The following is a 25,726-nucleotide window of genomic DNA, read 5'->3' on the forward strand; positions in this document are numbered from 1 at the left end:
CCTCCACATCTCTACGCATTTCACCGCTACACGTGGAATTCCGCTCTCCTCTTCTGCACTCAAGTCCCCAGTTTCCAGTGCGTCACGGGGTTGAGCCCCGCACTTAAACACCAGACTTAAAGAACCGCCTGCGCGCGCTTTACGCCCAATAATTCCGGACAACGCTTGCCCCCTACGTATTACCGCGGCTGCTGGCACGTAGTTAGCCGGGGCTTTCTTCTCAGGTACCGTCATCGAGCTAGCAGTTAACTAGCCCTTATTCTTCCCTGGCAACAGAGCTTTACGACCCGAAGGCCTTCCTCACTCACGCGGCGTTGCTCCATCAGGCTTTCGCCCATTGTGGAAGATTCCCTACTGCTGCCTCCCGTAGGAGTCTGGGCCGTGTCTCAGTCCCAGTGTGGCCGTTCACCCTCTCAGGTCGGCTACGCATCGTCGCCTTGGTGAGCCGTTACCCCACCAACTAGCTAATGCGCCGCAGGCCCATCCCTTAGCGACAGATTGCTCCGTCTTTCCCAGCTCGCTCATGCGACCAAGCTGCGTATCCGGTCTTAGCATTCGTTTCCGAATGTTATCCCAGGCTAAAGGGCAGGTTGCCTACGTGTTACTCACCCGTCCGCCGCTAACCTTCTTAAGTAGCAAGCTACCTAAAAAGATCCGCTCGACTTGCATGTATTAGGCACGCCGCCAGCGTTCGTCCTGAGCCAGGATCAAACTCTCCATAAAGGGACTTTTGACGGCAGGGTTCCCAAAGGAAATCCCGATAGTCAAAATGTCCAACTACTTTATTGAAGAGCCCTTAGGCTCAAAAAGTTATTGCTGGTTTGTCTCGCACAGGCTCAAAGCCTGCATTCGACTTGTTTCCAATTACGCTCGATGTTCAGTTTTCAAGGAGCAATCGCGTTAGCCCGAAGGCCTTCGCTTTCGCGTCTGCTCAAGGAGCCGACAGCGATTAATGATATCAGCTTCTTCAAAGCTTGTCAACCACTTTTTTTGAAGCTGTTTTTCATTTGTTTCGTTCGTGCTGCCCGCTCCGTTCGAAGCGGCGAGATTTAATTTACCACGAATCGACGCGACTACGCAACAACCTTTTTATGGAATTCATTGAACTTCCACTTGACGATCCAAAAGCCGATAAGTTAAGTTGGAATTAATTCAACGTTTCTTCATCCCTTTTGCGAAAACGGAGGCGAGCAAATTGAAGGAGATTCCCATGCCTTACGTAAAAGCGAATCAGGCAGGCATCGTCCTGTTCGTCGTTGCGTCGGTCGTTTTGCAAAACCCTTGGGTGCTTGCCGCCCTGTGGCTCGTTCAGGTCGCCGGACTGCTGACGCGGGGCAAGTACAATTTGTTCGTGCGCCTCGCCAGGCCGTTTCTGCGAACCGAAGGCAAAGAAACGCAGGCGGAAGTGCTGCAACGTTTCAACAATACGCTTGCGGTCGTCTTCCTGACCTTGTCGCTGCTTTGCCATTTCTTCGGCTGGACGCTCGCGGGGACCGTATTCGCGGCGTTTCTGCTGATCGCGGCCGGCGTCGCCCTGCTCGGCTATTGCATCGGCTGCACGCTTTATTATCAATATAAAAGGATATCGCGCAAGCTGAAGCCCGGTTGACGCCTAAGCCGCCCAACCGCAGCCGTCTTCGCTCCCTATTTCAGGCACCGCAGAAGTGGCGAGCTTTGGCAACGGGCGTGAACTTATTTTCGGGAGGAATCGGATATGGCGCAAAAAAGAATCGATCATGTCGGCATCGTCGTTCGGGATTTGGAAAAAACCGTCCGATTTTACACGGAAGTTGTCGGCTTGGAGGTAAAAGGGCGCCTCGTCCACACGAACGGGGTGTTTCAACTCGCGTTTCTCGGCTTCAACGGCTCGGACGAAACGGAAATCGAACTGATTCAAGGCTACAGCGATCAATTGCCGTCGGAAGCCACCATTCATCACTTTGCGGTTCACGTGCCGGATATCGAAGCGGAATTCGAACGGCTCAAGCGGCTCGGCGCGACGTTCATCGACCAGGGGCTGGACCAGGATATCGTAACGCTCCCCAACGGCCACCGCTACTTCTTCATCTACGGCCCCGAACGGGAGTGGATCGAGTTCTTCCAGCGATAATTCGGACGAAAGAAAGAGACCGTCGTCCCCGACCCGACAACGACAACGGGCCATTCGGACGGCGGTCTTTCGTATTATTAGGTCAGCCAGAATTTCTGGTTGGCCTTTTTTTACGACTCCATGCCCAGCAGCTTGAGCAGCTCCTCCTCGTCCTCCAGCACCTCGACGCCGAGCTCTCGCGCCTTCGCCAGCTTGCTGCCCGCGCTCTCGCCGGCGATGACGAGGTCCGTCTTCTTCGATACGCTGCCCGATACTTTCGCCCCGAGCGCCGCCAGCTTCTTCGCCGCCTCGTCGCGCGTCAACCGCGTCAGCGTCCCGGTCAGCACGACGGTTTTGCCGAAAAGCGGGTGGCTCTCGTCGGCGGCTTCCGACGCCGGGCGCTCCGCCTCGGCGCGCACGCCGGCCGCGCGCATGCGGGCGATGCTCTCCTGCATGACGGGATCGCGGAAAAAGCCCGCGATGCTCTCCGCCACGATGCCGCCCACGTCCGGCAGCGACGTCAGCTCCTCCGCCTCGGCCGCCATCACCTTGTCCAGATCGCCGTAGTGATCGGCCAGCATTTTCGTCGTCGCCTTGCCGGTGTTCGGAATGCCGAGGGCATTCAAAAACGCGGCCAGCTCGCGGGATTTCGACTTCTCGATCGCCGCCAGCAGGTTGCTCGCCTTTTTCTCGCCGAAGCGGCTCAAGCCCAGCAATTGCTCGAGCGTGAGCGAATACAGGTCGGCCGGATCCCGAACGGAGAGCTCCTCGTACAGCTGCTCGGCCGTTTTTCCGCTAAACGTCTCGATGTCCATGCAGTCGCGCGAAGCGAAGTGGGTGATGCGCCCGATGATTTGCGGCTTGCAGCCGAGCTTGTTCAGGCAGAACAGGTGCGCCCCGCGCATTTCCAGCGGCGAGCCGCAGCCCGGACAGACGTTCGGATACTCGATCGTCCCGCCGGCTTCTTCCTCGCCCGCTTTCCCCAAAATTTCCGGGATGACGTCGTTGGAGCGGCGGATGAACACCCGCGTGCCCAGCGCGTGCTTCAGGTTTTTCCGCTCGATGTCGCCGATGTTGTTGAGCGTGCAGTTTTGGACCGTCACTCCCGCCAGCTCCACCGCTTCCACGCGGGCGAGCGGCGTGATTTTCCCCGTGCGGCCGACTTCCCAGGAGACGGATTCGAGCACGGTCGTCGTCTCTTCCGCCTCGAACTTGAACGCGATCGCCCACCGCGGGAACTTGTCCGTATAGCCGAGCGCCTCGCGGGTCGCGAAATCCGTCAGCTTGACGACCGCGCCGTCGATCAAATAATCGAGTTCCTTGCGCATCTCGGCGACCCGCTCCAGCTCCGCCGACAGCGCTTCGATATCGGAAAAATACCGGACGTAGGCGTTGACAGGAAATTGATTTTCGCGCAAAAACGCCATCATTTCCCGGTGGTTGGCAAGCTGCAGCCCCTCGGAATAGCCGATGTTGTAGCAAAAAGCGTCTAGCCGACGAGACGCGGTAACGCGCGGATCGAGGTTCCGAAGAGCGCCGGCGGCGCCGTTGCGCGCGTTTTTGAGCGGTTCGGCGGCCGTCTCGTTGTACTTCTCCAGCACCGAAAGCCGCATGATGCCTTCGCCCTGCACTTCCACGACGCCGTCCTTGAACGGAATCGCGAGCGGCACCGAGCGGATCGTCCGAACCTGCGCCAAAATGCCTTCGCCGACGACGCCGTTGCCGCGCGTGGCGGCTTGAACGAGCTCGCCGTTCGAATACGTCAAATTGAGCGTCAGGCCGTCGTATTTCAGCTCGACGACGTATTCCGGATCCGGAAGCGGACGGTCCGGGTTTTTCGCGTTGTAATCGGCGATAAGCTTCTTTACGCGCGTCGCCCAGGCGGTCAGGTCGTCCAGATTTTGCGCCTTGTCGAGGCTCCACAACCGGGACAGGTGCCGATGGGGAACGAACCCCTTCAAAATTTCCCCGCCGACCCGGCGCGTCGGCGAATGTTCCAAAACCGTTCCGGACGCTCGCTCAAGCTCCGCCAGCTCGTCGTACAGCGCATCGTATTCCTTGTCGCTGATGGTCGGACTGTCCATCGTATAATAGCGGCGGGCGTGCCCGTTCAGCACCTCCACCAGCTCCCGCATCCGCTCGATCGGTTCCTTTGCCGTCATAATCGACCGTCCTTCCTATGTACTCTTATGTTCTCCAATGGGCCGCGCATAAAATCACCCCGTGAGCCTGCGATATGGAACACGGGGTGATAACGCGAAAAGATTATATCTTCGTCACCGGCGCGAATGCCGCGAGCAGCCGCTTCACGCCGACCGGCGCCGGAAACGCGATTTGCAGCTCGGTATCCTTGCCCGAGCCTTTGACGGCGATGACCGTGCCGACGCCCCATTTGGCGTGCTGCACTTTATCGCCCGCGGACAGCTGCGCGTCGGCCGCTCCGCCGGCTTGCGGCGCGGAACCGCCGCCCGCGGCCGTTCGTCCGGCCCCGGTCGCTCCGGCGGCCGCTCCCGGCCGCGAGCCGAACACGCTGCCGCCCGAGCCCGCCTGCGCCCGGCTCCCGAAGCCGCCGGCCGTCGCCGCGCCGCTTCCGAACCGCGAGCCGCCCGGACGGGCGCCGAAGCCGCCGCCTCCGCCGATCGAGCCGTAGCGCCCTCCGCCAAACGAGCCGGCCCGCTCCTTGAGCGGCTCCGGTATTTCCTCCAAAAAACGCGAAGGCGAGTTGCTGTTCGTCCGGCCGTACAGGAGCCGCGAGCGCGCGCACGTCAAATACAGCTTTTTCTCCGCGCGGGTGATGCCCACGTAGGCGAGCCGCCGCTCCTCTTCCATCTCCTCGTTGTCCAAAAACGCCCGTCCGCCGGGAAACACGCCTTCCTCCATGCCGACGATAAACACGACCGGGAATTCGAGCCCTTTGGCGCTGTGCATCGTCATGAGGACAACGGCGTCATTTCCCGCTTCCGGATCGTCGTTCATCGTATCGATATCGGCGATGAGGGCAAGGTCGGTCAAAAACGCGAGCAGCGACTTGTCGTCGTTGCGCTTCTCGAAGTCCTGCGTCACCGACAGAAACTCGTCGATGTTTTCGAGCCGCGCCTGGGATTCGAGCGTGTTTTCGCGCTGCAGCTCGAGCCGGTAGCCGGTTTCCTCCAGCACCTTTTCCGTCAGTTCGGTTACCGACAAATAGTCGGCCATTTTGCTCAAGTTCGCGATCAGGTTCCGGAATTCGGTCAACGCCGTTTTCGCCCGCGTCTGAATGTCCAAATGATACAGCCCGTCCCCGAGCAGGCCGTCGCCCTCGCTCAGCAGGCTGTACACCGAAATGCCCCTGCGCCCCGCTTCCTCCAACACCTTGGCCATCGTCGTATCGCCGATCGACCGCTTCGGAACGTTGACGATCCGCGCCAGGCTGATGTCGTCGTCCGGGTTGGAGATCAGCCGCAAGTACGCGAGAATGTCCTTGATTTCCTTCCGGTCGTAGAACTTGACGCCGCCGACGATCTGGTATGGAATTTCCGACTTGATCAGCACTTCTTCGACGACCCGGGACATCGCGTTCGTCCGGTACAAAATCGCGTGGTCCCCGTAGCTGCGGCCGTTCTGCCGGTTGTTGCGGATTTCGCGCGCGATAAAATAGCCTTCGTCGTGCTCGGAATCGCCCTGGAAGACGGTGATTTTGTCCCCGCCGGCCTTGTCTGTCCACAGGTTTTTAGCCTTGCGGCCCAGGTTGTTCTGGATGACGCCGTTCGCCGCGTCCAAAATGTTGGACGTCGAGCGGTAATTTTGCTCCAATAAAATCGTCTGCGCTTCGGGGTAGTCTTTCTCGAAGTTCAAAATGTTGGAAATGTCCGCCCCGCGCCAGCGGTAAATCGACTGGTCGCTGTCGCCCACGACGCAAATGTTGTGGTGCCCTTCCGCCAGCATCCGGCAAAGCACATACTGCGCCCGGTTCGTATCCTGGTATTCGTCGACGTGGATGTACCGGAATTTGTTCTGATAAAACGCGAGCACCTCCGGCACGTCCTTGAACAGCCGAATCGTCAGCATGATCAGATCGTCGAAGTCCAGCGAGTTGTTCGCCTTCAGCCGTTTCTGATAGACGCCGTAAACCTTCGAGACGATCGTCTGAAAATAGTCCCCGATTTTCGCCTCGTATTGCTCCGGCGTGAGCAGCTCGTTTTTGGCGGCGCTGATGACGGCCTGCACCGCCTTCGGTTCGAACTTTTTCGTGTCGATGTTTTGCTCTTTCATGATGGTCCGGATGACCGACAACTGATCGCCCGAATCCAGAATGCTGAAGTTGGACCCGTAGCCGATCCGCTCGATATCCTTGCGAAGGAGCCGCACGCACATCGAGTGAAACGTGCTGACCCAAATGTCGCGGCCTTGCGGACCGACGAGCTTGGACACCCGGTCCTGCATCTCGCGGGCGGCCTTGTTGGTGAAGGTGATGGCCAAAATGCTCCACGGCGCGGCCAGCCGCTTGGCGATGAGGTACGCGATCCGGTGCGTCAGCACCCGGGTTTTGCCGCTGCCCGCGCCGGCCATGATCAGCAGCGGGCCGCTCGTCGCCAGCACCGCTTCGCGCTGCTTCGGATTGAGCCGGCCGACCGCGCTCTCTATGTCGAACGATTCCGTATCTTGGGGTACAGGTTCAAAAAACATGGTCTTGCTCCTTTGCGCTGTTGATTACGGCATCCACCGTCGAAAGCGCCGCCTCCAAATCCTCGTAGACGACGTTGCCGACGACGACCGTATGCGCGGATAGCGCCGCCTGCCTCGCCTGTTCCGCCGAACGGATGCCGCCGCCGTAAAACAGGCGCGCCTGCGTCAGCTGCCCGCGCACGCTGCGGACGGTCGCCATATCGCCGAACGTTCCGCTGTATTCCAAATAGACGACCGGCGCGCGCCAGAGCCGGTCCGCCACCTGCGCGTAAGCCGCGATTTCGGCCGCGGACAGGTCCGCCTTCGCTCCCGTCACTTTCGCGGCGGTCGAGTCGGGGTTCAGCACGAGATAGGCTTCTCCCGCGACATGCTCCCACGGGAGCAGTCGCCCGTAGTCGCGAAGCGCTTCCGCCTGCCGGCGGGCGATCCATTCGCCCCGGTCCGTGTTCAGCATCATCGGAATGAAGTAGCCGTCGAAGCCGGGCACGCCGCATTCCGGATCGGACAGCTCCAGCGCGCACGGCGTCTCGAATCGGCGGACGCGGGAGAGCAAGTCCACCGTATTGTCGAACGTCAGGCCGCTCGAACCGCCGACGAGGATCGCATCCGTGCCGGACGAGCAGACGGCGGCAAGCCGGTCGTCGTCGATCGGGCGGTCGGGATCCAGCTTGAACACATGACGCCATTCGCTGTAAAAAGGGGAATTCATGCCGTCCTCCGTCGGTCGTTTACCCCTAGTCTAAGCGTAGGCAAAGGGTGTGTCAATTTGCTTCCGTTCCCAATTTCCGGGGACCGGGGGGCTTGTTCTGCCGCGCGCTTCCGGATGCGGCAACATCTTCCCGAAAATGAAAAAGCCCGGCTCCATAAGAACCGGGCTTCGGCCTGCGCTCCGGAAGCGGCCGCCGCATCGTCGGCGGATTCCCTCGTTTCCGGTTATTCGCTTAGCTTCGTTTTCAAATAGTTCCGCACGTCTTTCGCCAGATCGGGGCGCTCGAGCGCGAAGTCGATGATCGTCTTCAGGTAGCCGAGTTTTTCCCCGGTGTCGTAGCGCTTGCCTTCGAAGTCGTAGGCATAAATCGATTCGCTTTCCATCAGCCGGTAAATCGCGTCGGTAAGCTGAATCTCTCCGCCCGCTCCCATCGACTGGGTCTCCAGCAAATCGAAGATGGCCGGGGTCAAAATGTAGCGGCCCATGATCGCGATGTTCGAAGGCGCGTATTGCTTGACCGGCTTTTCCACCACGCCGCGCACCTTGACGATCTTGTCGCCGTCCGCCGTGCCCGGCGCGGGATCGACGATCCCGTAGCGGGAAATTTCCTCGTCCGGCACGCGCTTGACGGCGAGCACGCTGCTGTGGACTTGGTCGTACACGTCCATCATCTGCTTGAGGCACGGCACCTCGGATTGCACGATGTCGTCCCCGAGCAGCACGGCGAACGGCTCGTCGCCGATGAACTTCCGCGCGCACCAGATCGCGTGGCCGAGTCCTTTCGGTTCCTTCTGCCGGATGTAGTGAATGTCGGTAAGCTCCGTCGCCTTTTGCACCTCGGACAGCAGCTCGAGCTTGCCCTTGGTGAGCAGATTTTGTTCCAATTCGAACGAACTGTCGAAATGATCCTCGATCGCGCGCTTGCTTTTGCCGGTTACGATAATAATGTCTTCGATTCCGGAAGCGACCGCCTCTTCTACGATATACTGGATCCCCGGCTTGTCGATGATCGGCAGCATTTCCTTGGGCATCGCTTTGGTCGCGGGCAAAAAACGGGTTCCGAGTCCCGCCGCGGGAATGATGGCTTTGCGAATCTTCATGAAACGAGTATCCTCTCTCTACGACAATAATGACGAAGGAAAATCCGCCGCAGCCGCGTCGAGTTCGGCCGTCGCCTCGGGCAATCTTCCGATGCCGATGCAAACGACGCCTTCCGCGTTCAACCCGACGGCGTCCAAATGGTTTCGTCCATCTAGTATTATCGCTCGTTTCATCCATTTTTTAAAGTCATTTGCGGAAATATGGCGAAATTCCGGCCAATCCGTCACCACGATCGCCGCATCCGCTTCATGCAGCGCTTCTTCCGCCGAACCGCAAATCCGGACGGCGTTCGGCAGCATCCTCTTCGCCGACTGCCCCGCGGCGGGGTCGTACGCCGACAGCCGGATTCCCGGATGTCGGCGCAGCAGCTCGGTCGCCAGCCTCAACGAGGGAGCCTCGCGCATATCCGCGGTCCCCGGCTTGAACGCAAGGCCCAGCAGCGCGACCTTGCGCCGCGAAGGACCGGAGATCGCGGCTTCGAGCTTGCGGACCATGCGCAGCGGCAGCAGCGCGTTCGCGCGGATCGCCGCCGACACGACCGTCTGCGGCGCCCCGGCTTCGTCCGCGAGGCGCACGAGACCGCGCGCGTCCTTCGGCAAGCTCGAGCCGCCGAAGCCCAGGCCGGCCCCAAGAAATTGCGGCCCGATTCTCGGATCCAGCCCGAGCGCCCGCGCGATGGCCGGGTAATCCGCTCCGGTATGCTCGGCGAGGGAGGCCATCTCGTTGGCGAAGGACAGCTTAACCGCCAGCGCGCCGTTGGCGGCCAGCTTGGAAAGCTCCGCGCTTCTCCGGTCCATATGGACGACCGGGGCGCAAAACGGCCGATGCAGCCGCTCGAGCTTCGCCGCCGTCTCCGGATTCGCCGCGCCGATCACGATTCGCGACGGCTGGAAAAAGTCCGCCACCGCATGGCCTTCGCGCATAAAATCCGGCAGCGAGGCGACGTGAACGGGACAGCCCGCGGGCAGCCGGCTGCGAAGCCGCGATTCCAGCCGGTCCGCCGTCCCGACGGGAACGGTGCTTTTGACGACGACTGTCCGTTCTTTTCCGTCCGCCCACTCCCCGATCCGTTCCGCCGCCGCCCACAAAAAAGAAAGCTGCAGTTGGCCGTCATCCGCGGACGGCGTACCCACAGCGAGAAACACCGTTTCGGCCTCGTGCATCATCTGCGCCGGATTGGAGCCGAACTTCAATCGCCCGGCTTCCGCATTGCGAGCGACAAGCGCTTCCAATTCCGGTTCGACATAAGGCATCGTTCCTTGCGTCAACAACCGAATTTTTCCCGAATCCGCGTCATAACAGTCCACGCGATGACCCAATTCCGCAAAGCCGGCCGCCGTCGTCAATCCGGCAATCCCCGCTCCGATCACTGCCATATGCATCGCGGAAGCCTCCTTACATCACTTTGGTTTCGATATACCGCGATGATAGCATGGAGGCAATATCGCATTTCCCTTTTTTCGTTAACGGAGTGTAAACTTTTGCGCGCGTTAACGAATCGGTGCGCCCGACATTGCGCTTCGGCTCCCTGAGCGAACGGGATAGCGGCGCCAGGCTGTGAAATAAAATACCACATAAGGAAACGCTTGACGGGGGCCTTGGAAACACGAACGAGACTCCCGGGATCGTGAATCGGAGGAAACTTCGGACGGACTAACCGAAACGCGGCCGTAGGCGGAAAGAGGTTCGGATAGGTAATTTTGAACCTCTGTCAAGAAAGTGGACACTCAAATTGAGTAATTAAGAAGCAAAGTTGGCAGCAAAACGAACCGGCGACAGATAGCCAAGTGCACCATGGATTCGTTTGCGGTTGTAGAACAGCATGATGTACTCGTAGATCTCGTCGTACGCCTGCTTTTTCGTTTTAAACTTGGTGCAGTAAATGAGCTCCTTCTTCAGAATGCTGTGGAAGGACTCGATGCACGCATTGTCATAGCAGTTTCCTTTTCGGCTCATGCTGGCTTCCATTTTGTAGGTTTCAAGTTGCTTACGGTAATCTTCTGACGTGTATTGGGAACCACGATCGCTGTGGTGCAGAAGGCCTTCCGGCGGCTTTTTCGCTTCGTAGGCGTCATCTAGCGCGCCCAGGACCAGATCGACGGTCATGCGGTCTCCCAGACGCCATCCAACGACCTCACGTGTGCATAGGTCTAGCAGGCTCGCGAGGTACAAGCGGCCTTCGTTACAAGGAATGTACGTAATATCTGCAACCCATACTTGATTCGGCTTCTCCGTTGCAAACGCTTGATTTAGCGTGTTCGGGGCGACGGGATTGTTGTGATTGGAGTCGGTGGTAACGACCTTGAATTTACGAGATACGCAGGAACGCAGGTTTAACTCCCGCATGTAGTTGCTTACCGTTCGCTCGGTTATTTGAAAGCCCTCTTCATGCAACAAGTGCGTGATCTTCGGGCTCCCGTACCGTTCTTTGTTGTCGTAGAAATGATACGTGATGCGCTCCATCACCTTCTCCTTCAGAAGGGCTTGGTTGCTTGGCTGCGCATCCTTCCAGTTGTAATAACCGCTCCGAGAAACACCGAGTACCGCGCACATCTTCTCCACAGGAAAGTCGGAGCGATGATCTTCAATGAATTGAAATCTTACTTTCTTGGGCTGCTGAAGATGTGCACTGCTTTTTTTATGATTTCAAGCTCCTGTTCGAGGTCTGCAACCTGCTTGTCTTTCTCGCGGAGAAGCCATTCCAGCTCACGAATCCGATCTGCGCTGTTAACGGGCTCGACCTCAAACTGACGATACTTTGCTACCCACCCGTATAACGTCTTTTCCGGAATATCCAATTCCTGCGCAATCTGTACGACCGTCTTCGTTTGTTCCTGGATGTACCTTACCGTTCTTTGTTTGAACTCCTCGTTGTAATGCACCCGTTGTCCACCCATGTGAACACCTCCCGTTAATCTTATTATTGGGTTTATCTTAACGAGTGTCCATCTTTTATTCTAGCTGCATTTTTACTCAACTGAGCAGGGTTATCGGCGTTTGGACGGGACAGATGGGTAATTTTTACTCAACTGAGCGCGGTGATCGGCGTTTGGATGGGGCAGATGGGTAATTTTTACTCAACTCGGCGCGATGATCGGCGTTTGGCCGGGGCAGATGGGTAATTTTTACTCAACTCGGCGCGGTTATCGGCGTTTGGACGGGGCAGATGGGTAATTTTTACTCAACTGAGCGCGGTGATCGGCGTTTGCGACAGCGGACGCATGGGGGGAGTTGGGTGCGCCCGCTATCGCCGGAGATGCTCGCCGGCTGCGTCGGATATTCGTTTCGTCCAATCCGGCGAGGCCTTTCTCTTGGCTTCCGCTAAAACGGCAGCGGGCTCCCGTCCGAGTGGATGAAGAAGCGGCCGTGCTCCGGCCTCGTCTTCCCTTCCAGCAGATCGCACAGCTGCGCGGCCGGCTCGGACGGGTCCAGCGGCGCTTCCATCCCGCCCTGATCGGTGCGCACCCATCCCGGGTGCACGGCGTACACCGTCACGTTCCGATCCGCCAGCTGATTGCGCAAAATGCCCGTGAACATATTGAGCGCCGCCTTCGACATCGCATACGAATAGTCCTTCGACCCGCATTTTTCGATAATGCCCGACGCGGAGGACATGTTGATGACGAACGACGGCCCGTCCCCGGCCCTCAGAAGCGGGACGAAATGCTTGCAGACCCGCACCGGACCGAACGCGTTCGTTTGAAACGTCCGCTCGAAATCGTCCAGGTCCGCTTCCTCGATCGAGCTTTTACGGCCGACGGCGATGGCCGCGTTATTGACGATCGCGTCGAAACGAACGCCGTTCGCCCGCATCGTTTGCGCGGCGGCCCGAATCGAAGCCTCGTCGCCGACCTCCGCTTCGACCGTTTGCAGGGCGTCGGCCGGATATCGACCCCGCAACCGCTCCATTTCCTCCAGCCGCGAAGCCGGACGAATGCCCGCCACGACCCGATGTCCCCGCTCCAGCAGCGCTTTGACGATAGCCAGTCCGATGCCGCGGTTTGCGCCCGTAATGAAAATGTTCATCCCGTATCAACTCCTGTCCAGTATCGGCTCGCAAGAGCCTTTCCCCCGCAATTCGCCGATCATGTCGAATGCGGAAAATTACGGATGTTGCCTTTGGACCTGGCAAATATCCTTTCTCGGCGTCCGGCCTCGTCTTCCCGGCCGGGCCAAGCCTCCCCGCCATTTTATTGCAAGCGCTTTACTTTGTCCATGGAAAATTCGGCAGCGCCCGGCGCTTGGCGCGCGCCTATCCCCGTCCGCCTTTGAAATACGACTCCGCGAACTGCAGCCATGCCCGCTCCGCAGGGGACAAATATTTGTCCTTTCGCCAAATCATCGCGAGCGCCCACGGAATCGAAGGACGGACGAGGCGGATCGCCCTCGCCTTGTCCGAAACGACCTGTCGGCAGATCGATTCGGGCAAAAGCGAAATGCCGAGCCCCGCCGCCACCAGCTTGCCGATCAAATCCCACTGCGAGCTTTCGCAAACGATCGCCGGCTCGAAGCCGGCCTGAATGCATGCCGAGCGGATCCGGCCCCGCAGCGCGAATTCCTGGCCGAACAATATAAACGGCTCGCCCGCCAGCTCGGCGAGCGACGCCTCCTGCCGCCCGGCAAGCCGATGCGAGCTCGGGACAAGCAGGTGGACCGGCTCCTCGGAAATCGGAATGGAATGATAATCATCCCGTTTGGTCGGCAGCAGCACGACGCCGATATTGAGCGTTCCGGCGGCAATGTCGGCTTCCATTTTTTTCGCGCCGTCTTCCACCAGCTCCAGCGCGATGCCGGGATGACGCTCGTGAAACAGGCCGAGCGCTTCCGGAAAATAGCCGGCTCCCGCCATCGGGGGCAAGCCGATGCGCAGCGTCCCCTTTTTCAGGTTCAGCAAGTCGTCCAAATCCGAGGACAAATGCTCGAACGAGCGAACGATATTTTCCGCCTGCGCCAAAATCATCCGTCCCGCGTCGGTCAGCTCGATCCTTTTGCCCGAACGGTCGATCAGCTCGGTTCCGAGCTCCTCCTCGATGCCTTTGATCATTTTGCTGATCGTCGGCTGGCTGACATGAAGCTTTTCCGCGGCTTTCGTGAAGCTTCCCTGGCGCGCCGTCTCCATAAAATATTGCAAGTGCCGGATGTCCACCGATTTCACCGCCATGCACGAATGGAATGATAAGCATTCATTATATGTATTTTACCTATGAAAATAAGCGGCGTATACTTTTCATTATTCATTTCGCCCGTTCGAAGGGAGGCAAGCTCGCATGAAGTGGCACATCCGAATCCTCAATGCCGCCGCCGCGTTCGTCCAAATCGCCGCTTTGGCCGGCGTCGCGCTGGCGATGGACAAGTTGGCCGGCCGGCTCGGCCTGCCGCTCCCGGGCAGCATCTTGGGCGCGATCGCGGTGTTTCTGCTGCTGAAAACGAAGCTGCTGCCGCTGCGCTGGATCGAACGGGGAGCGAATTGGCTGCTGGCGGAATTGCTGCTGTTTTTCGTTCCTTCCGCCGTCGGCATCGTCCAATATCCGTCGCTGCTCGGAAGCGCGGGCTTTCAGCTGCTGCTCGTCATCGCGGCGGGGACGCTTCTCGTTCTGGCATGCGCCGGCGCGGTGACGAAGCTCGTGTTGCGGCCGCGCGCGCGGAAGGAGGCCGATTGCCGATGACTCCGCTGGCTTTGCTCGGGGCCGGGATGACGGTCGGCTTGTACTTCGGGATCAAAAGCGCGGCGAAGCGGCTGCGGTCCCCGCTGCTCTCTCCGCTGCTGGTCACGCCCGTTCTGCTGATCGCCTTCATCCTGATCGCGAACATTCCTTACGATGACTACCGGGCCGGGACTTCCTGGCTGACCGATCTGCTGCAGCCCGCGACCGTCGCGTTCGCCGTGCCGCTGTACAAAGCCTATCCCGTGCTCAAAAAACATCTGCGAGCCATCGCGGGAGGCGTCGCCGCCGGCAGCCTGATCTCGCTTTTTTCCTGTTTGCTCATCTCCGGCATGCTGCGGCTGGATGTCCGGTTGACCGACAGCCTGCTGCCGCGCTCGGTGACGACGCCGATCGCCATCGGCCTGTCGCAGGCGAACGGCGGCATCGGCTCCGTCACCGCCTGCGCGGTGCTCGCGACGGGATTGCTCGGCTCGATGATCGGTCCTTCCGTCATCCGCCTGCTGCGCATTCGCGACGACGTCGCCCTCGGCGTCGCGCTCGGGACCGGCGCCCACAGCGCCGGCATATCCAGGGCGCTCGAGCACGGCGATGTCGCGGGAGCCGTCGCCAGCGCATCCATGATTTTGTCCGCGCTTTTTACGCTGTGCGTATATCCTTATCTCGTTCCCGTCCCGTGAAAAAACGGCCCGCCGAATCGTATCCGATCCGCCGGGCCGCTTTTCGTTCGTTTATTTGATCAGTTGCCCGCGCGTGACGCCGAGCTGGTTCGTCGCCTTCAGTTTCTTCCAAACGTCGCTTCCGGCAACCCGGCCGTCGATCGCGGCCCGGTAAAGCGCGAGCACTTCCCGCACCTTGTCCGCGTTCTCCTCCAGAAACTCCACCCGATACGAGGCGAGCCCCAATTCCATAAAATGGCTCAAATATTCCGCTCCCGATTGCTCGATCGCGTTGTACACCGTGTTCCGGCAGCCTTCGTCGACGCGGACCGGATGCGACATCCCAATGCGGTCCTGCAGCGACGCGCGTTTCTCCTCGCAAGGACGGCCGCAGTTCGTGTAGTCGGTCCCTTCGCTCAAAAACGTGCAGTACACGCAATGCTCCGTATGGAACATCGGCATATGCTGGTGAATGACGAGCTCCAGTCGCGACGTGTCGGACTCGCGCAGCATATCGACCATTTGCTGGATGTTCAGGTCGTAGGACGGCGTCAGCCAATCGAGGCCCGCTTCGCGGAACAGCTCGATCGTCTTGTGGTTCGCCACGTTCAGCGAGAAATCGCCGATCAGCAGCGGATGACGCTCGCCCGGCTTCTCCGCGCGCTCCTTCAAATAATAGTACAGCGCGCCGGTATTGCGAACGAGCACCGCGTCCGGCTTCAGGTTCAAAATGTTCCGGTGATAGCCGTTCTCCCCGGGCATATGAATGCGCGGCGTCGCCAGCGCGATCGGCTTGCCGGCTTCCCGGCAGACGGCGATCGCGTCCGGGAACTGCTTGATGAATTCGAAGTCGGCGTAGATCATCGCCGCGTCCGTTTCCGCCGCCGCGCGCACCTGCTCAAGCGTGCGGCAAAGCACGGTCAGCCGGGCGTCTTCCGGGCGAACCGGCTTGGCTTGCGCCTTCGGCGCGCGCGGCGGCAGCGGCCGCTTGACGTACCGCGGCGGCTGCTCGCGAAGCCGTTCCAGCTGCTCGACGGCGACGCGCCGGATGCGGTTCAGCTCGCTCTTGGGCACGATCACGTCCCCTTCGAGCGCGACGGCAAGCTCCTCCAGGCGGTAAAGCGAGCCGCCGAGACGGCCGAGCTGCTCGGCCAGCACCTCCTGGCCCAGAGGCCTTTTTTCCGCGCGTTCGAGCGGCATTTCCGACGGCACGACGACCGTCGTCCCCCTTGCCGCATCCGTCCAGATCGTCCGCAACGGCGCGCCCTCGCGGCCTTCGACCGTAACCGCCACCGGGAAGGTGCGGTACGGCTTCTCCGTCTCGAACGTGCCGCGCAGCCGCTTGTCCAGCGCCGGATCGCTCGTCTTCCAGATCCGGTCGCCTTCATGCACGCGATGGAGGTCGACGTCGTTGCGCCCCATCACGATTTCGACGCGGCCGCCTTCCGGCGCTTCGCCTTCGAGCTTGGCGCCGTTGCTGCGCAAATCGTAGACGCGCCCGCCCTCTTCCTTCTTCGTCGGGTCCCCGCGTCGAACACGATGCCGTCGCCGCGCTTGAGCGGCGCTTCGATCACGCAAACGACGCTGTCGCGCAATATTTTCTCCACGCGCCCGAGATAGACGCCCCGGCTTTTAGGAAACGTGCCCTCCACGAGCTTCTTGTTGTTCGTACCTTCCAGAAAGCCGTGCGTGAAGCCGCGCGAAAAGCTCTGCTCCAGCTCGCGGACTTCCTCGCGCGACGGCTTGCTTTCGTCGCCCTCGAAATAGCGGTCGATCGCGCGGCGATATTTGCTCACGACGTTCGCCACGTATTCCGGCGACTTCAACCGGCCTTCTATTTTAAAAGAAGTAACGCCGGCCTCGATCAGCTCCGGCATGATATCGATCGCCGCCAAATCCTTCGGCGACAGCAGGTAAGCGATATTGCCCATCTGCTTCTGGACGCCGTCGACGATGAGATCGTACGGCAGGCGGCAGGCCTGCGCGCACTCGCCGCGGTTCGCCGAGCGGCCGCCCCACACTTCCGAGGTCAGGCATTGTCCGGAATAGGAAACGCACAGCGCCCCGTGCACGAACACTTCCATCGGCAGCTTCGCCTGCTCGCCGATTTTGCGGATTTGCTTCAGATTGTTTTCCCGGCCGAGCACGACGCGCTCGATGTTGAACGGCTTCGTAAATTCCACCGCTTCGGGCGACGTGATCGTCATCTGCGTCGATCCGTGGATCGGGAAATCCGGCGAAAGCTCGCGAATGAGCTTCACGAGGCCCAAATCCTGCACGATGACCGCGTCCACGCCCGCGTCGATGCAGGCTTCGACCAGCGTTTGGGCATCCTTGAGCTCGTCCTCGAAAACGAGAATGTTGAACGTCAGAAACCCTTTGACTCCATAACGGTGCAAAAACGCCATAATTTCCGGCAGCTCGTCCATCTTGAAATTGTTCGCGCGGGCGCGGGCGTTGAACTTTTCCACGCCGAAAAAGACGGCGTCCGCCCGTTCGCCACGGCGGCCCGCATGCACTCCCAATCTCCCGCCGGAGCGAGCAGCTCGATATCTTCACGCCGAATAACGGCTTTGTCTGTCATTTCGTTTACCTCCATACCGCCCTCCCGGGCAGCCAATACCCCAAGTATACCAAACCGCGCCAACCGGGGCCAAAAGAAAATAAAGCCTCCGCTTTGCCGCAAACAGAAAAAACGGGCGGAAGCGCTCGGCTTCGGCCCGTTTCACACCCCTATCATGCCATCGTTTAAAACCAGCCGCTGACCATCTTGACGTCCGCGATGAGGAACACGATCAAAGCCACGAGCGCGAAGCCGATGGCGAACACGTTCTTCTTCCCTTTCTCCATGAGCAGACGCACGAGTCCAAGCGCGATGAGCACCGTAAAAATGACCATGAATATGTCGAACGGAGTGTAAAGGCTGGCCGTTTCCTCCGCCGCGTTTGCTGCATTTGCCGCCAGGAACATTGGGTGGGACCTCCTTTTGTTCATAACCTTCCCATTATCCTATATGTTATCCGCAAAAAGCGAGGCTTGCAAGTCCGAGTTTGCGCGCGTAACAACTTTGTCACAACTTGGAAGCGCTTTTGTTTATAACGATCCGTTAAAGCAGCCATCAGTAAGTTTTATAGATGAAATCGCGTCATGCATTGTCGGGGGAGTCAAATATGATACGATCAAAACATACTGGATAAATCGGAATTAGCTGCCGATTCGATTCAACAAGGGGGAATATCGCAGTGGCCTACGAAGCGGTATGGATGAAGAATCCGGACAAGCTGAATAAATTCGAATTTTATAAAATGGAAAAAGACGGCCTCGACATTATCCGCGACATCGTGGAAAAGTATGCGAAGGAAGGGTTCGCGTCGATTCCTCAGGAGGATTTCAACCTATTTAAATGGGCCGGCGTATATCAGCAAAAGCCGAACAACGGCCACTTCATGATGCGCATCCGGATTCCCGGCGGCGTGCTGACGAGCGCCCAGGCCCGGGTGCTGGCATCCATCGGCCGCGACTACGGCCGCGGACTGATCGACGTGACGACCCGTCAGGCGATCCAGTACCACTGGCTGGAAATCGAGCATTTTCCCGACATTTTCGACCGTCTCGCTTCCGTCGGCATGTCGGGGGTCGAAGCTTGCGGCGACTGCCCGCGGACGATCGTCGGCAACCCGCTCGTCGGCATCGATCCGGACGAATTGATCGACACGGCGCCGATCGTCGACCGGCTCGAGAAGTTTTTCCTGAACAATCGGGACTTCTCGAACCTGCCGCGCAAATACAAAATGTCCATCTCGGCCAACATTTACAATAACGCCAGCGCCGAAATCCAGTGCCTGGGCTTCGTCCCGGCCTCGAAAGTGATCGACGGCAAAGAAACGATCGGCTTCCACGCGCTCGTCGGCGGCGGCCTGTCGGCCAAGCCGCACTTGGGCAAACAGCTCGACATGTTCATTTTGCCGGACGAAGTGCTGAAGGTCGCCATCGGCGTTACGACGCTGTTCCGCGATCACGGCTACCGGGAAAAACGCCACTACGCGCGCCTGAAATACCTGGTCGCCGACTGGGGCGTCGAGAAGTTCCAGGAAGAGCTGGTGAAGCTGATCGGCCCGATGCCGTCCCGCGGGGAAAACCGGGTAATCGGCTGGAACGGCTCCTACTTCGACGGCGTGCACAAGCAAAAGCAGGAAGGCCTGAACTACATCGGCCTGAACGTGCCGGTCGGCCGCACGAGCAGCGAGGAGTTCGAACAGCTGGCCGATATCGCCGACAAATACGGCGACGGCACGATCCGGACGACGATTTCGCAAAATATTTTGCTGCCCGGCATCCCGGACGCCAAAGTCGAAGAAGTACTGCAGCACCCGCTGCTTGAGCGCCTCACGCCCAACCCGAACCGGTTCATGAGCCGGACGGTGTCGTGCACGGGGAACGAATTTTGCAACCTGGCCATCGTCGAAACGAAGGAGCGCGCCCGCCGCGTCGCCCAATATTTGGACGAACACGTGCAGCTCGACCAGCCGCTCCGCATTCACTTCATCGGCTGCCCGAACGGCTGCGGCCAGAAGCACATCGCCGACATCGGCTTGCAGGGCTCCCTGATCAAGACGCCGGAAGGCATGATCGACGCCTTCGATATCGCCGTCGGCGGCACGCTCGGTCCGGATCCGAAGTTCAATTCGGTGCTCAAAGGCCGGGTCAAGGGCGAAGAAGTCCAGCAGGTGCTCGCGCAGCTGATCGAATTTTACAAGGAGCAGCGCAGCGGAAACGACGAATCGTTCCACGATTTCGTCCACCGCGTGGGCGTTCCCGTTCTCCAGGAGAAGCTGACGGCGATTTTGGCTGCGGCTTCCTGATCGGGGCGGCGAACTGATCGGCGCTACGTTCTACGTTCTGATCGAGGCGTTCTGATCGAGGTGGCTATTCTTCTCCCGGCGAACCTTCCGTTATCGCGGCATCGGATTCATTCCTATCCTCGAGCAATGCGCCCCCCCTTCGTTTCGGCCTCTGCCGCGGAGGAGGGGGTTTTCCATTTCGTGGGCTGGGAGATTTTAGTGCCTCCGCGATTTTCTCGGCCGGCAGGATTGTTACCTCTTTCGCTCAAGACTGGCCATAATGCCCCCTTCCCGGGAGGAAGGCTCTACCTTCGTTGGATTTTATCCAATCTGCAGAGGGAAAATTCGCAAAACCGGTCCCTACGTTGGATTTTATCCAACGAAAAAGCTCATTTTTTCATCCGTCACAAGGAAATGCCGATTTTGATTGGACAAAATCCAACGTAGGCGCGTTTCTGGTGCAAATCAGGCTTCCCCGTTGGATATTTTCCAATGTAGCCGACTGCAGCCGGTATCCGGTTCACCCGAACGATGAATTTCTCGTTAAATCCCCCCGCATTTTTCGACCGCAGTGTACTCTAAAATCCCGAATCCCGCCGTCTATATCTTCTCCATTCAGCCAACAGTCTACATCCAGCAATCCGGCATCCTCACACTATTATCACCTCTTGCCCTGTGGCCGTCCTTTCGTTATACTGATGGCAAGACGAAGAACGTCCCGAAGCCTTTTACAGGTTCCGGGGCGTTTTTTATTTTCGAGGGGGAATCGGGAATGGCTCATGTTGACCAAGCGGTTGAAGCTTTCATCGAACGCCACGTTGCAGCGCGCCAGGGAGAACGGAAAGGACGGCTGCGGAGAGGAAACCGTTATGCGGAAAACCTGTTTCTCCGCAATGTCTGGTGGCCGTTGTTCGGACAGTTCGACCATTTGCACCCCGAATACGAGGTCTATGATTGGAACCGCAAGTCGCAATTCATCGATTTCGCCTTTATGCCCCCGTATGGGCGATTCGGCCTCGAGATCGACGGGTTTCAGACGCACGTCAAGGATATGGACCGCGAAACGCACAGCTACAGCCTGAACCGGGACACTTTCCTGACGGGACTCGGCTGGACCATGCTTCATTTTTCCTTCGATGACGTGCAGAAACATCCGGAAATCAGCCGCATGCTGCTGCAGCTTGCGGTTGGCACCGACTCGCTGCGGCCTCTCGCGTTGACGTCGGAAATCTCCCATGTGGAAAAAGACATCCTTCGAATGGCCTGGAGGCTTGGTCGGCACATCCGTCCGCGGGACGTTCGCGAGCAGTTCGGATTGGATTTTCGCACGGCTCGGAAGCATCTCGCCTCGATGTGCGACAAGGGGCTGCTCCGTCCCGTTTCCTGCGGAGGAGCCGTTCGCCGCTATGAACTGGAGCCCGACTCGCTGAAAAAGCTGCTCTAGCTGGCACCGTGCGCCAGAACGCAGCACGATTGCGGCGGTCTCATACCATCTGCGTGCCCTGACCGAGTTGCGATTGCTTGACAAGCTTTTATCCAATGAGGGATGACAGTTATTACGGAATCTTAATCCCCTGCAATAGCGGCCTCGAGGCGCGTGTCGCCCCCAAAGAGATTGCTTGACCCGCAAGCCGAACACCACTCCCCTGCAGCTCTGCTTGGCCCGAAAGCTGAACGTCGCTGCAGCTATGAGCCCGACGCCGCTTCCCGTCTCCCGAAGACGAAATCGGCGAGCCGGACGACGCCGAGCAGCAAGAAGCAAAACGCCGCCGCCACAACCTCCAGCTGCAAAATGTACCAGGGCCATGGGGCCAGCAGATCCAGCAACGACCCGGTTGCCGGTTTGCGAGCGAGAAACATAAAGTTGGTCCCTTTCCACGCGTTGACGATGCCGGCGGGGATGGCAAGCAAATTCAACCAAACGAGCGCCCGGACGACGGACCGGACGGTCGGACGGAAGCCGGTGACGGCGGTCATGAACACGTTGGCCGCGATGATGGCGATATGCGCGATAAAAAAGTGGAAGTAGCGGAACTGCGGGAACGTTTCGTCGAGCGCCGGCGTCAGCATCGCCTGCAGCGCCCCGAGAATCCCCAGGAAAAAGGTAATCTCGTACAGCCTGTAGCTGGACGTCAGCAAAGTCGCGCAGGACAAGAAGACCATCATGCTGCAAAGCTGCAGCGGCAGCGACCCGAACGTCCAGGAATCCGTCAGAAAATAGGACGCCTGCAGCGACAGCTCGCTCGCCGCCAGGACGGCGGCAATCGTATAGGCGACCGCCTTGCTCGCGCCCGGCCGTCTCAGCCGCCCGCGAAAAACGACGATCGCGGCCACGGCCGCGGCGCAAGCGGCCATCGCCGCGACATGAGCAGCCGAAAACGCTTCGAATTCCATCCTGAACGCCCCCCGTGTTCCCGGATTGAAAGCCTCTTTCTCTATTATCCCCATTGTAAAAAAGAGGAAGCGAAATGAACAGGGCAAAAAGAACGCAAAAAGCTCCCGGAACCGCCGCAAAGCGGCGGCGCCCGGAAGCCGGTTCATCCCGTATGAAATTAACGGGGCGAATGGTTAAACCTGTTGAACTTTAATGAGGTTCGTCGTTCCCGACTGACCGAACGGCACGCCGGCGGAGATGACGATCGTGTCGCCCGGCTTCACGACGTCCGTTTGCAGCGCTCCGCGGACGGCGGACTCGAACATTTCGTCCGTCGTCGAGACGGCGCCGCTCTTGACCGGAATGACGCCGGACAGCAGGCTGATTTTGGACAGCACCTTTTCATGCTGCGAGATGGCGATGATCGGCGCCTGCGGCCGGTACTTGGACACCATGCGGGCGGTAAAGCCGCTTTCGGTGGCCGCGACGATGGCCGCCGCATTCAGCTCAAGCGAAGCGCTGACCGCGCTTTGGCTGATGATTTCCGTCGTGTTCGTCGCGTGATGGGCGATCTTTTTGTGGAACTGCTCTTTGTAGTCGATCATGCCCTCCGCTTTTTTCGCGATCGTCGCCATCGTCCGTACGGACAGGACCGGATATTTGCCGGCGGCCGATTCTCCCGACAGCATGACGACGTCGGCTCCCTGAAGCACCGCGTTGGACACGTCGCTGACTTCCGCCCGGGTCGGACGGGGGTTCACCTGCATCGACTCCAGCATGTGGGTCGCGACGATGACCGGTTTGCCCGCGAGGTTGCACTTTTCGATCATTTCCCGCTGAATGAGCGGCACGTCCTCGATCGGAACTTCGACGCCCAGGTCGCCGCGGGCGACCATAATGCCGTCGGACGCTTCGATGATCGCGTCGAGGTTCGCCACGCCCTCTTCGTTTTCGATTTTCGAAATGATCTGGACGTGGCCGGCGTTGTTTTCCTCCAGAATGCGGCGGATTTCCAAAATATCTTCGGCTTTGCGGACGAAGGACGCCGCGATCATTTCCACATTATGCTTGAGTCCGAAATGAATATGCTGAACGTCCCGCTCGGTCACGCCCGGCAGCGACGTTTTGATGCCCGGCAGATTGACGCCTTTTCTCGGCTTGAGCGTGCCGCCGTTGACAATGCGGCAAGCAATTTCGGTCCCCTCAACCCGCAAAACCGTCAAGTCCACGAGCCCGTCGTCGATCAAAATCCGGTCGCCCGCTTTGACATCGTTCGGCAGATCCGCATAGTTGACCGGCAGCCGAGCGGAATCTCCGAGCACTTCCTCCGTCGTCAGAACGAGCTCTTCGCCCGCCTTCAGCTCGCAGGAAGCTTCCTTCAGCTTGCCGATCCGAACCTCGGGACCTTTGATATCCATCATGATCGGAACGAATGTATTCAGGTCGCGAGCGGCCTGGCGGATTTTGTCGATCCGGCCGGCATGGTCCTCGAGCTCGCCATGAGCCATATTCAAGCGGGCTACCGTCATCCCCGCCTCGATCATCTCTTTCAGGATGCTTACGTCCTCGCACGCGGGTCCCATCGTGCAAATGATTTTCGTTTTGCGCATGATTGTCCAGTCCTCCTCGTCATACCGCTATTGTACGACGAAAGTTCGGCATGAACTATGAAAAATAGTATAATGAATGAAAAATGGTATGCTTCGGGAGGACGTTCTTTTTGCTAAAAATCGAGGAATTTCGCCAGGACAGCGGCTTCGATTGGTACGAGGAAGGCGGCGCCGCGCGGGATACGCATTATGCCGGCCTGGCCACTTACGGGAAGTGCGTTTATTGGGCGGAGGACGAAAAGTATATTTTGGAAAAGGGCGAGCTTCTCCTCATCCCCCGAATGCCGCGTTTTACGGAAAAAGCATTCCGTCCGTCCTGCACACGAAGTTCGCCGTTCGGTTTTCCGTTCCGGACGCCGAAGCGAAACTTCCGATCCTGAACGTTCGGAAGCCGCTGAAGCTGAAGCTGGGCGGATACGATTTGATTCACGACCGGGTGCGCGAGGCCTGGAGCCAGTGGCAGGAGCATCCGCCCTATTACGAGACGATGGCGGGGGCGCTGCTGACGGAAGCGCTCGTCCATTTCAACCGGGAGCGGGATCGGGGCGCCGTTCCCTCCGAAAAGCATCGTCATGCGGAAGTGATGAAGGAATACATTCATAAACATTACCGCGAAAAAGTGACGAAGCAGGAGCTTGGCGAAGCGATCAAAAAAACGCCCAACTACGCGGCGGCCCTGTTCCGCGAGGTGACGAACCAGACGATCAGCGAATACGTGCATCGGCAGCGGATCAAAACCGCCGTCTATTTGCTGACCGAATCTAGGCTGACGATCGGCGAAATCGCCGCCTTCGTCGGCTACGGCGACGTTTCGTATTTTTTCCGCCTGTTCAAGCGGATCACGGGGAAATCGCCTTCCGAAATCGCGGACGATCGGCGTCATGGCGTTTAAAAATCGCCCGAAAGCGGGTAACTTTTCGCACGGCTCGTTCGTCCCGATTCTTCGTCGGGAACGGTGACTGCCTGGCGCTAACGCAAATTCGAAGCCGCGGCGGCGCGGGCGGCGATACGCTTCGCGTAAGCGATCGTATGGACGGCCCGCTCCGGCTCGTGGTCGGCGGCCTGCGGCGACATGTCGGCCTCGTAAAACCACGTCCGCAGCCCTTCGTCGATCGTCAGATCGATCTCCAGCTCGTCCAGCGGGAAATCGGAGCCGCCGTCCGCGCAAGCCGCGATTTCAAGGGCGAGATGGCGGAGATGGCGCTCGATAAACGGATGCTGCTGCGGAAACCGTTCTTTCAGAAAGGGCTCCAGTTCGATCGTCCTTCCGTTGCGGCCGCGACTGTTGCTCGCGACCGCCCCCGGTTGGCCGAGCCTCGGATAAATGCGGGTCACGGTCCATCCCCCTTCCCCGTTTCGCTGCGCGCGAATGCGGAAATCGAACGGTTCCCCTTTTTCCGTGACGCAGTTGATATACGGCTGGACCAAATACAGGCCGTTCCGGCCAAGGGCGCGGACGGCGCGATCCAGCATGGCAAAGTCCAGCTTCTGAAGCCTGAAGCCTTCCAGCCAGCGATAGTAAAGCCCGTCGGCTTCGACCGCGACGATGCCTTCCCCCTGACGCCCGTTGTCCGGCTTCAGCACTACGCGTCCGTACGCTTCGAGCGCCCGCAGCACGTCCGACGCATCGCGCGCCGGCGCGGTCGGAATGAGCAGTCCCCTCAGACTGTCCGATCTTTGCAGCAGCTCCATCGTGCGCAGCTTCCCCTGAATCGCATGCGACGCAAAGGTCACTCTCCGGCTCAGGCTTTGCTCGATCGGCGAGCGGTCGGCCGGCGGCCTCGGCTGCTCGTCGATGACGACCGAAGGAAGCGGCAGCTCCCTTTCCGTCCATCGTCCCCTCTCGAACGTTTGGCCTTTGACGAGATTCCGCTTCAGGTCCACCCCTTTTTCATCGAAAAAAACGAGCTGAACGTGCTGCCGGACCGCTTCGGCCGCAAGCGCTTCGAGCCGTTTGCCCGGTAGCCGCTCGAGGGGAGATTCCGGGTAATAGACGCCGATTAACACGGTAGGGT

The 25,726-nt window shown here is 59.3% G+C and carries 19 protein-coding genes, 1 rRNA gene and 2 pseudogenes (1 of these 22 only partly in view); 7 read left to right on the plus strand and 15 right to left on the minus strand.

The window, feature by feature from the left end:
* Positions 1 to 723 (minus strand): 16S ribosomal RNA (locus JW799_RS04305); it reaches 827 nt to the left of the window's first position.
* 487 nt (positions 724 to 1,210) lie between these two features.
* Between JW799_RS04305 and JW799_RS04310 the strand changes: the two genes are divergently transcribed.
* On the plus strand, positions 1,211 to 1,609 hold the full coding sequence (locus JW799_RS04310) for a DUF4395 domain-containing protein (protein ID WP_338026214.1): 399 nt from the start codon (positions 1,211 to 1,213) through the stop codon (positions 1,607 to 1,609).
* Between the two features lie 105 nt (positions 1,610 to 1,714).
* Entirely contained in the window at positions 1,715 to 2,110 is a 396-nt protein-coding gene (locus JW799_RS04315) for a VOC family protein (RefSeq protein WP_205428765.1), read from the plus strand.
* A gap of 110 nt (positions 2,111 to 2,220) precedes the next feature.
* Here the strand turns inward: JW799_RS04315 and ligA are convergent, their stop codons facing one another.
* From ligA to JW799_RS04360, 9 genes are all read right to left on the minus strand, one after another.
* Complete coding sequence (gene ligA / locus JW799_RS04320; RefSeq protein ID WP_205428766.1) at positions 2,221 to 4,251, minus strand: NAD-dependent DNA ligase LigA; 2,031 nt, start codon at positions 4,249 to 4,251, stop codon at positions 2,221 to 2,223.
* 103 nt (positions 4,252 to 4,354) lie between these two features.
* Complete coding sequence (gene pcrA, locus JW799_RS04325) at positions 4,355 to 6,754, minus strand: DNA helicase PcrA (protein ID WP_080831791.1); 2,400 nt, start codon at positions 6,752 to 6,754, stop codon at positions 4,355 to 4,357.
* Positions 6,744 to 7,463, minus strand: coding sequence for a heptaprenylglyceryl phosphate synthase (gene pcrB / locus JW799_RS04330; RefSeq protein ID WP_205428767.1), 720 nt, complete (start codon positions 7,461 to 7,463; stop codon positions 6,744 to 6,746). The genes pcrA and pcrB overlap by 11 nt, the downstream gene beginning before the upstream one ends.
* A gap of 224 nt (positions 7,464 to 7,687) precedes the next feature.
* Positions 7,688 to 8,563 carry a UTP--glucose-1-phosphate uridylyltransferase GalU gene (gene galU / locus JW799_RS04335; protein ID WP_205428768.1) on the minus strand — a complete coding sequence of 292 codons (876 nt, stop codon included), beginning with the start codon at positions 8,561 to 8,563 and terminating at the stop codon, positions 7,688 to 7,690.
* Positions 8,564 to 8,581: 18 nt separating this feature from the next.
* Positions 8,582 to 9,946: a UDP-glucose dehydrogenase family protein gene (locus tag JW799_RS04340; protein ID WP_080831794.1), complete on the minus strand. Its 1,365-nt coding sequence runs from the start codon at positions 9,944 to 9,946 to the stop codon at positions 8,582 to 8,584.
* Positions 9,947 to 10,304: 358 nt separating this feature from the next.
* Positions 10,305 to 11,153 carry an IS3 family transposase gene (locus tag JW799_RS04345; protein ID WP_338026342.1) on the minus strand — a complete coding sequence of 283 codons (849 nt, stop codon included), beginning with the start codon at positions 11,151 to 11,153 and terminating at the stop codon, positions 10,305 to 10,307.
* A gap of 11 nt (positions 11,154 to 11,164) precedes the next feature.
* On the minus strand, positions 11,165 to 11,461 hold the full coding sequence (locus JW799_RS04350) for a transposase (protein ID WP_080833492.1): 297 nt from the start codon (positions 11,459 to 11,461) through the stop codon (positions 11,165 to 11,167).
* Between the two features lie 424 nt (positions 11,462 to 11,885).
* The gene (locus JW799_RS04355; protein WP_205428770.1) at positions 11,886 to 12,590 is read right to left on the minus strand and encodes an SDR family oxidoreductase; all 705 of its coding nucleotides are present in this window, start codon (positions 12,588 to 12,590) and stop codon (positions 11,886 to 11,888) included.
* A gap of 226 nt (positions 12,591 to 12,816) precedes the next feature.
* Positions 12,817 to 13,710: a LysR substrate-binding domain-containing protein gene (locus JW799_RS04360; RefSeq protein WP_205428773.1), complete on the minus strand. Its 894-nt coding sequence runs from the start codon at positions 13,708 to 13,710 to the stop codon at positions 12,817 to 12,819.
* A gap of 121 nt (positions 13,711 to 13,831) precedes the next feature.
* Between JW799_RS04360 and JW799_RS04365 the strand changes: the two genes are divergently transcribed.
* Both JW799_RS04365 and JW799_RS04370 read left to right on the plus strand, forming a co-directional pair.
* Positions 13,832 to 14,230: a CidA/LrgA family protein gene (locus JW799_RS04365; RefSeq protein WP_205428775.1), complete on the plus strand. Its 399-nt coding sequence runs from the start codon at positions 13,832 to 13,834 to the stop codon at positions 14,228 to 14,230.
* Positions 14,227 to 14,907, plus strand: coding sequence for an LrgB family protein (locus JW799_RS04370; RefSeq protein WP_139787027.1), 681 nt, complete (start codon positions 14,227 to 14,229; stop codon positions 14,905 to 14,907). The genes JW799_RS04365 and JW799_RS04370 overlap by 4 nt, the downstream gene beginning before the upstream one ends.
* Before the next feature lie 51 nt (positions 14,908 to 14,958).
* On the opposite strand, the pseudogene JW799_RS04375 reads toward JW799_RS04370, so the two are convergent.
* Together JW799_RS04375 and JW799_RS04380 are read right to left on the minus strand one after the other, a co-directional pair.
* Positions 14,959 to 17,470 (minus strand): annotated as a pseudogene (locus JW799_RS04375) (U32 family peptidase).
* Between the two features lie 164 nt (positions 17,471 to 17,634).
* Positions 17,635 to 17,856, minus strand: coding sequence for a hypothetical protein (locus tag JW799_RS04380; RefSeq protein WP_080831798.1), 222 nt, complete (start codon positions 17,854 to 17,856; stop codon positions 17,635 to 17,637).
* A 272-nt stretch (positions 17,857 to 18,128) separates the two neighbouring features.
* On the opposite strand from JW799_RS04380, the gene JW799_RS04385 reads away from it, so the two are divergent.
* Together JW799_RS04385 and JW799_RS04390 are read left to right on the plus strand one after the other, a co-directional pair.
* Entirely contained in the window at positions 18,129 to 19,748 is a 1,620-nt protein-coding gene (locus tag JW799_RS04385) for a nitrite/sulfite reductase (protein ID WP_205428777.1), read from the plus strand.
* A 751-nt stretch (positions 19,749 to 20,499) separates the two neighbouring features.
* Positions 20,500 to 21,171 carry a PDDEXK family nuclease gene (locus JW799_RS04390; protein ID WP_205428780.1) on the plus strand — a complete coding sequence of 224 codons (672 nt, stop codon included), beginning with the start codon at positions 20,500 to 20,502 and terminating at the stop codon, positions 21,169 to 21,171.
* 242 nt (positions 21,172 to 21,413) lie between these two features.
* On the opposite strand, the gene JW799_RS04395 is transcribed toward JW799_RS04390, so the two are convergent.
* Together JW799_RS04395 and pyk are read right to left on the minus strand one after the other, a co-directional pair.
* Positions 21,414 to 22,121: a YwaF family protein gene (locus tag JW799_RS04395; protein WP_176220560.1), complete on the minus strand. Its 708-nt coding sequence runs from the start codon at positions 22,119 to 22,121 to the stop codon at positions 21,414 to 21,416.
* A 174-nt stretch (positions 22,122 to 22,295) separates the two neighbouring features.
* Positions 22,296 to 23,711, minus strand: coding sequence for a pyruvate kinase (gene pyk / locus JW799_RS04400; protein ID WP_205428782.1), 1,416 nt, complete (start codon positions 23,709 to 23,711; stop codon positions 22,296 to 22,298).
* Positions 23,712 to 23,821: 110 nt separating this feature from the next.
* Between pyk and JW799_RS04405 the strand changes: the two are divergent.
* Positions 23,822 to 24,603, plus strand: a pseudogene (locus JW799_RS04405) (helix-turn-helix domain-containing protein).
* Between the two features lie 77 nt (positions 24,604 to 24,680).
* On the opposite strand, the gene JW799_RS04410 reads toward JW799_RS04405, so the two are convergent.
* The gene (locus JW799_RS04410; RefSeq protein ID WP_205428784.1) at positions 24,681 to 25,718 is read right to left on the minus strand and encodes a YheC/YheD family protein; all 1,038 of its coding nucleotides are present in this window, start codon (positions 25,716 to 25,718) and stop codon (positions 24,681 to 24,683) included.
* Positions 25,719 to 25,726 lie beyond the last annotated feature (8 nt).

This window comes from Cohnella algarum (assembly GCF_016937515.1).
Classification (GTDB): domain Bacteria; phylum Bacillota; class Bacilli; order Paenibacillales; family Paenibacillaceae; genus Cohnella; species Cohnella algarum.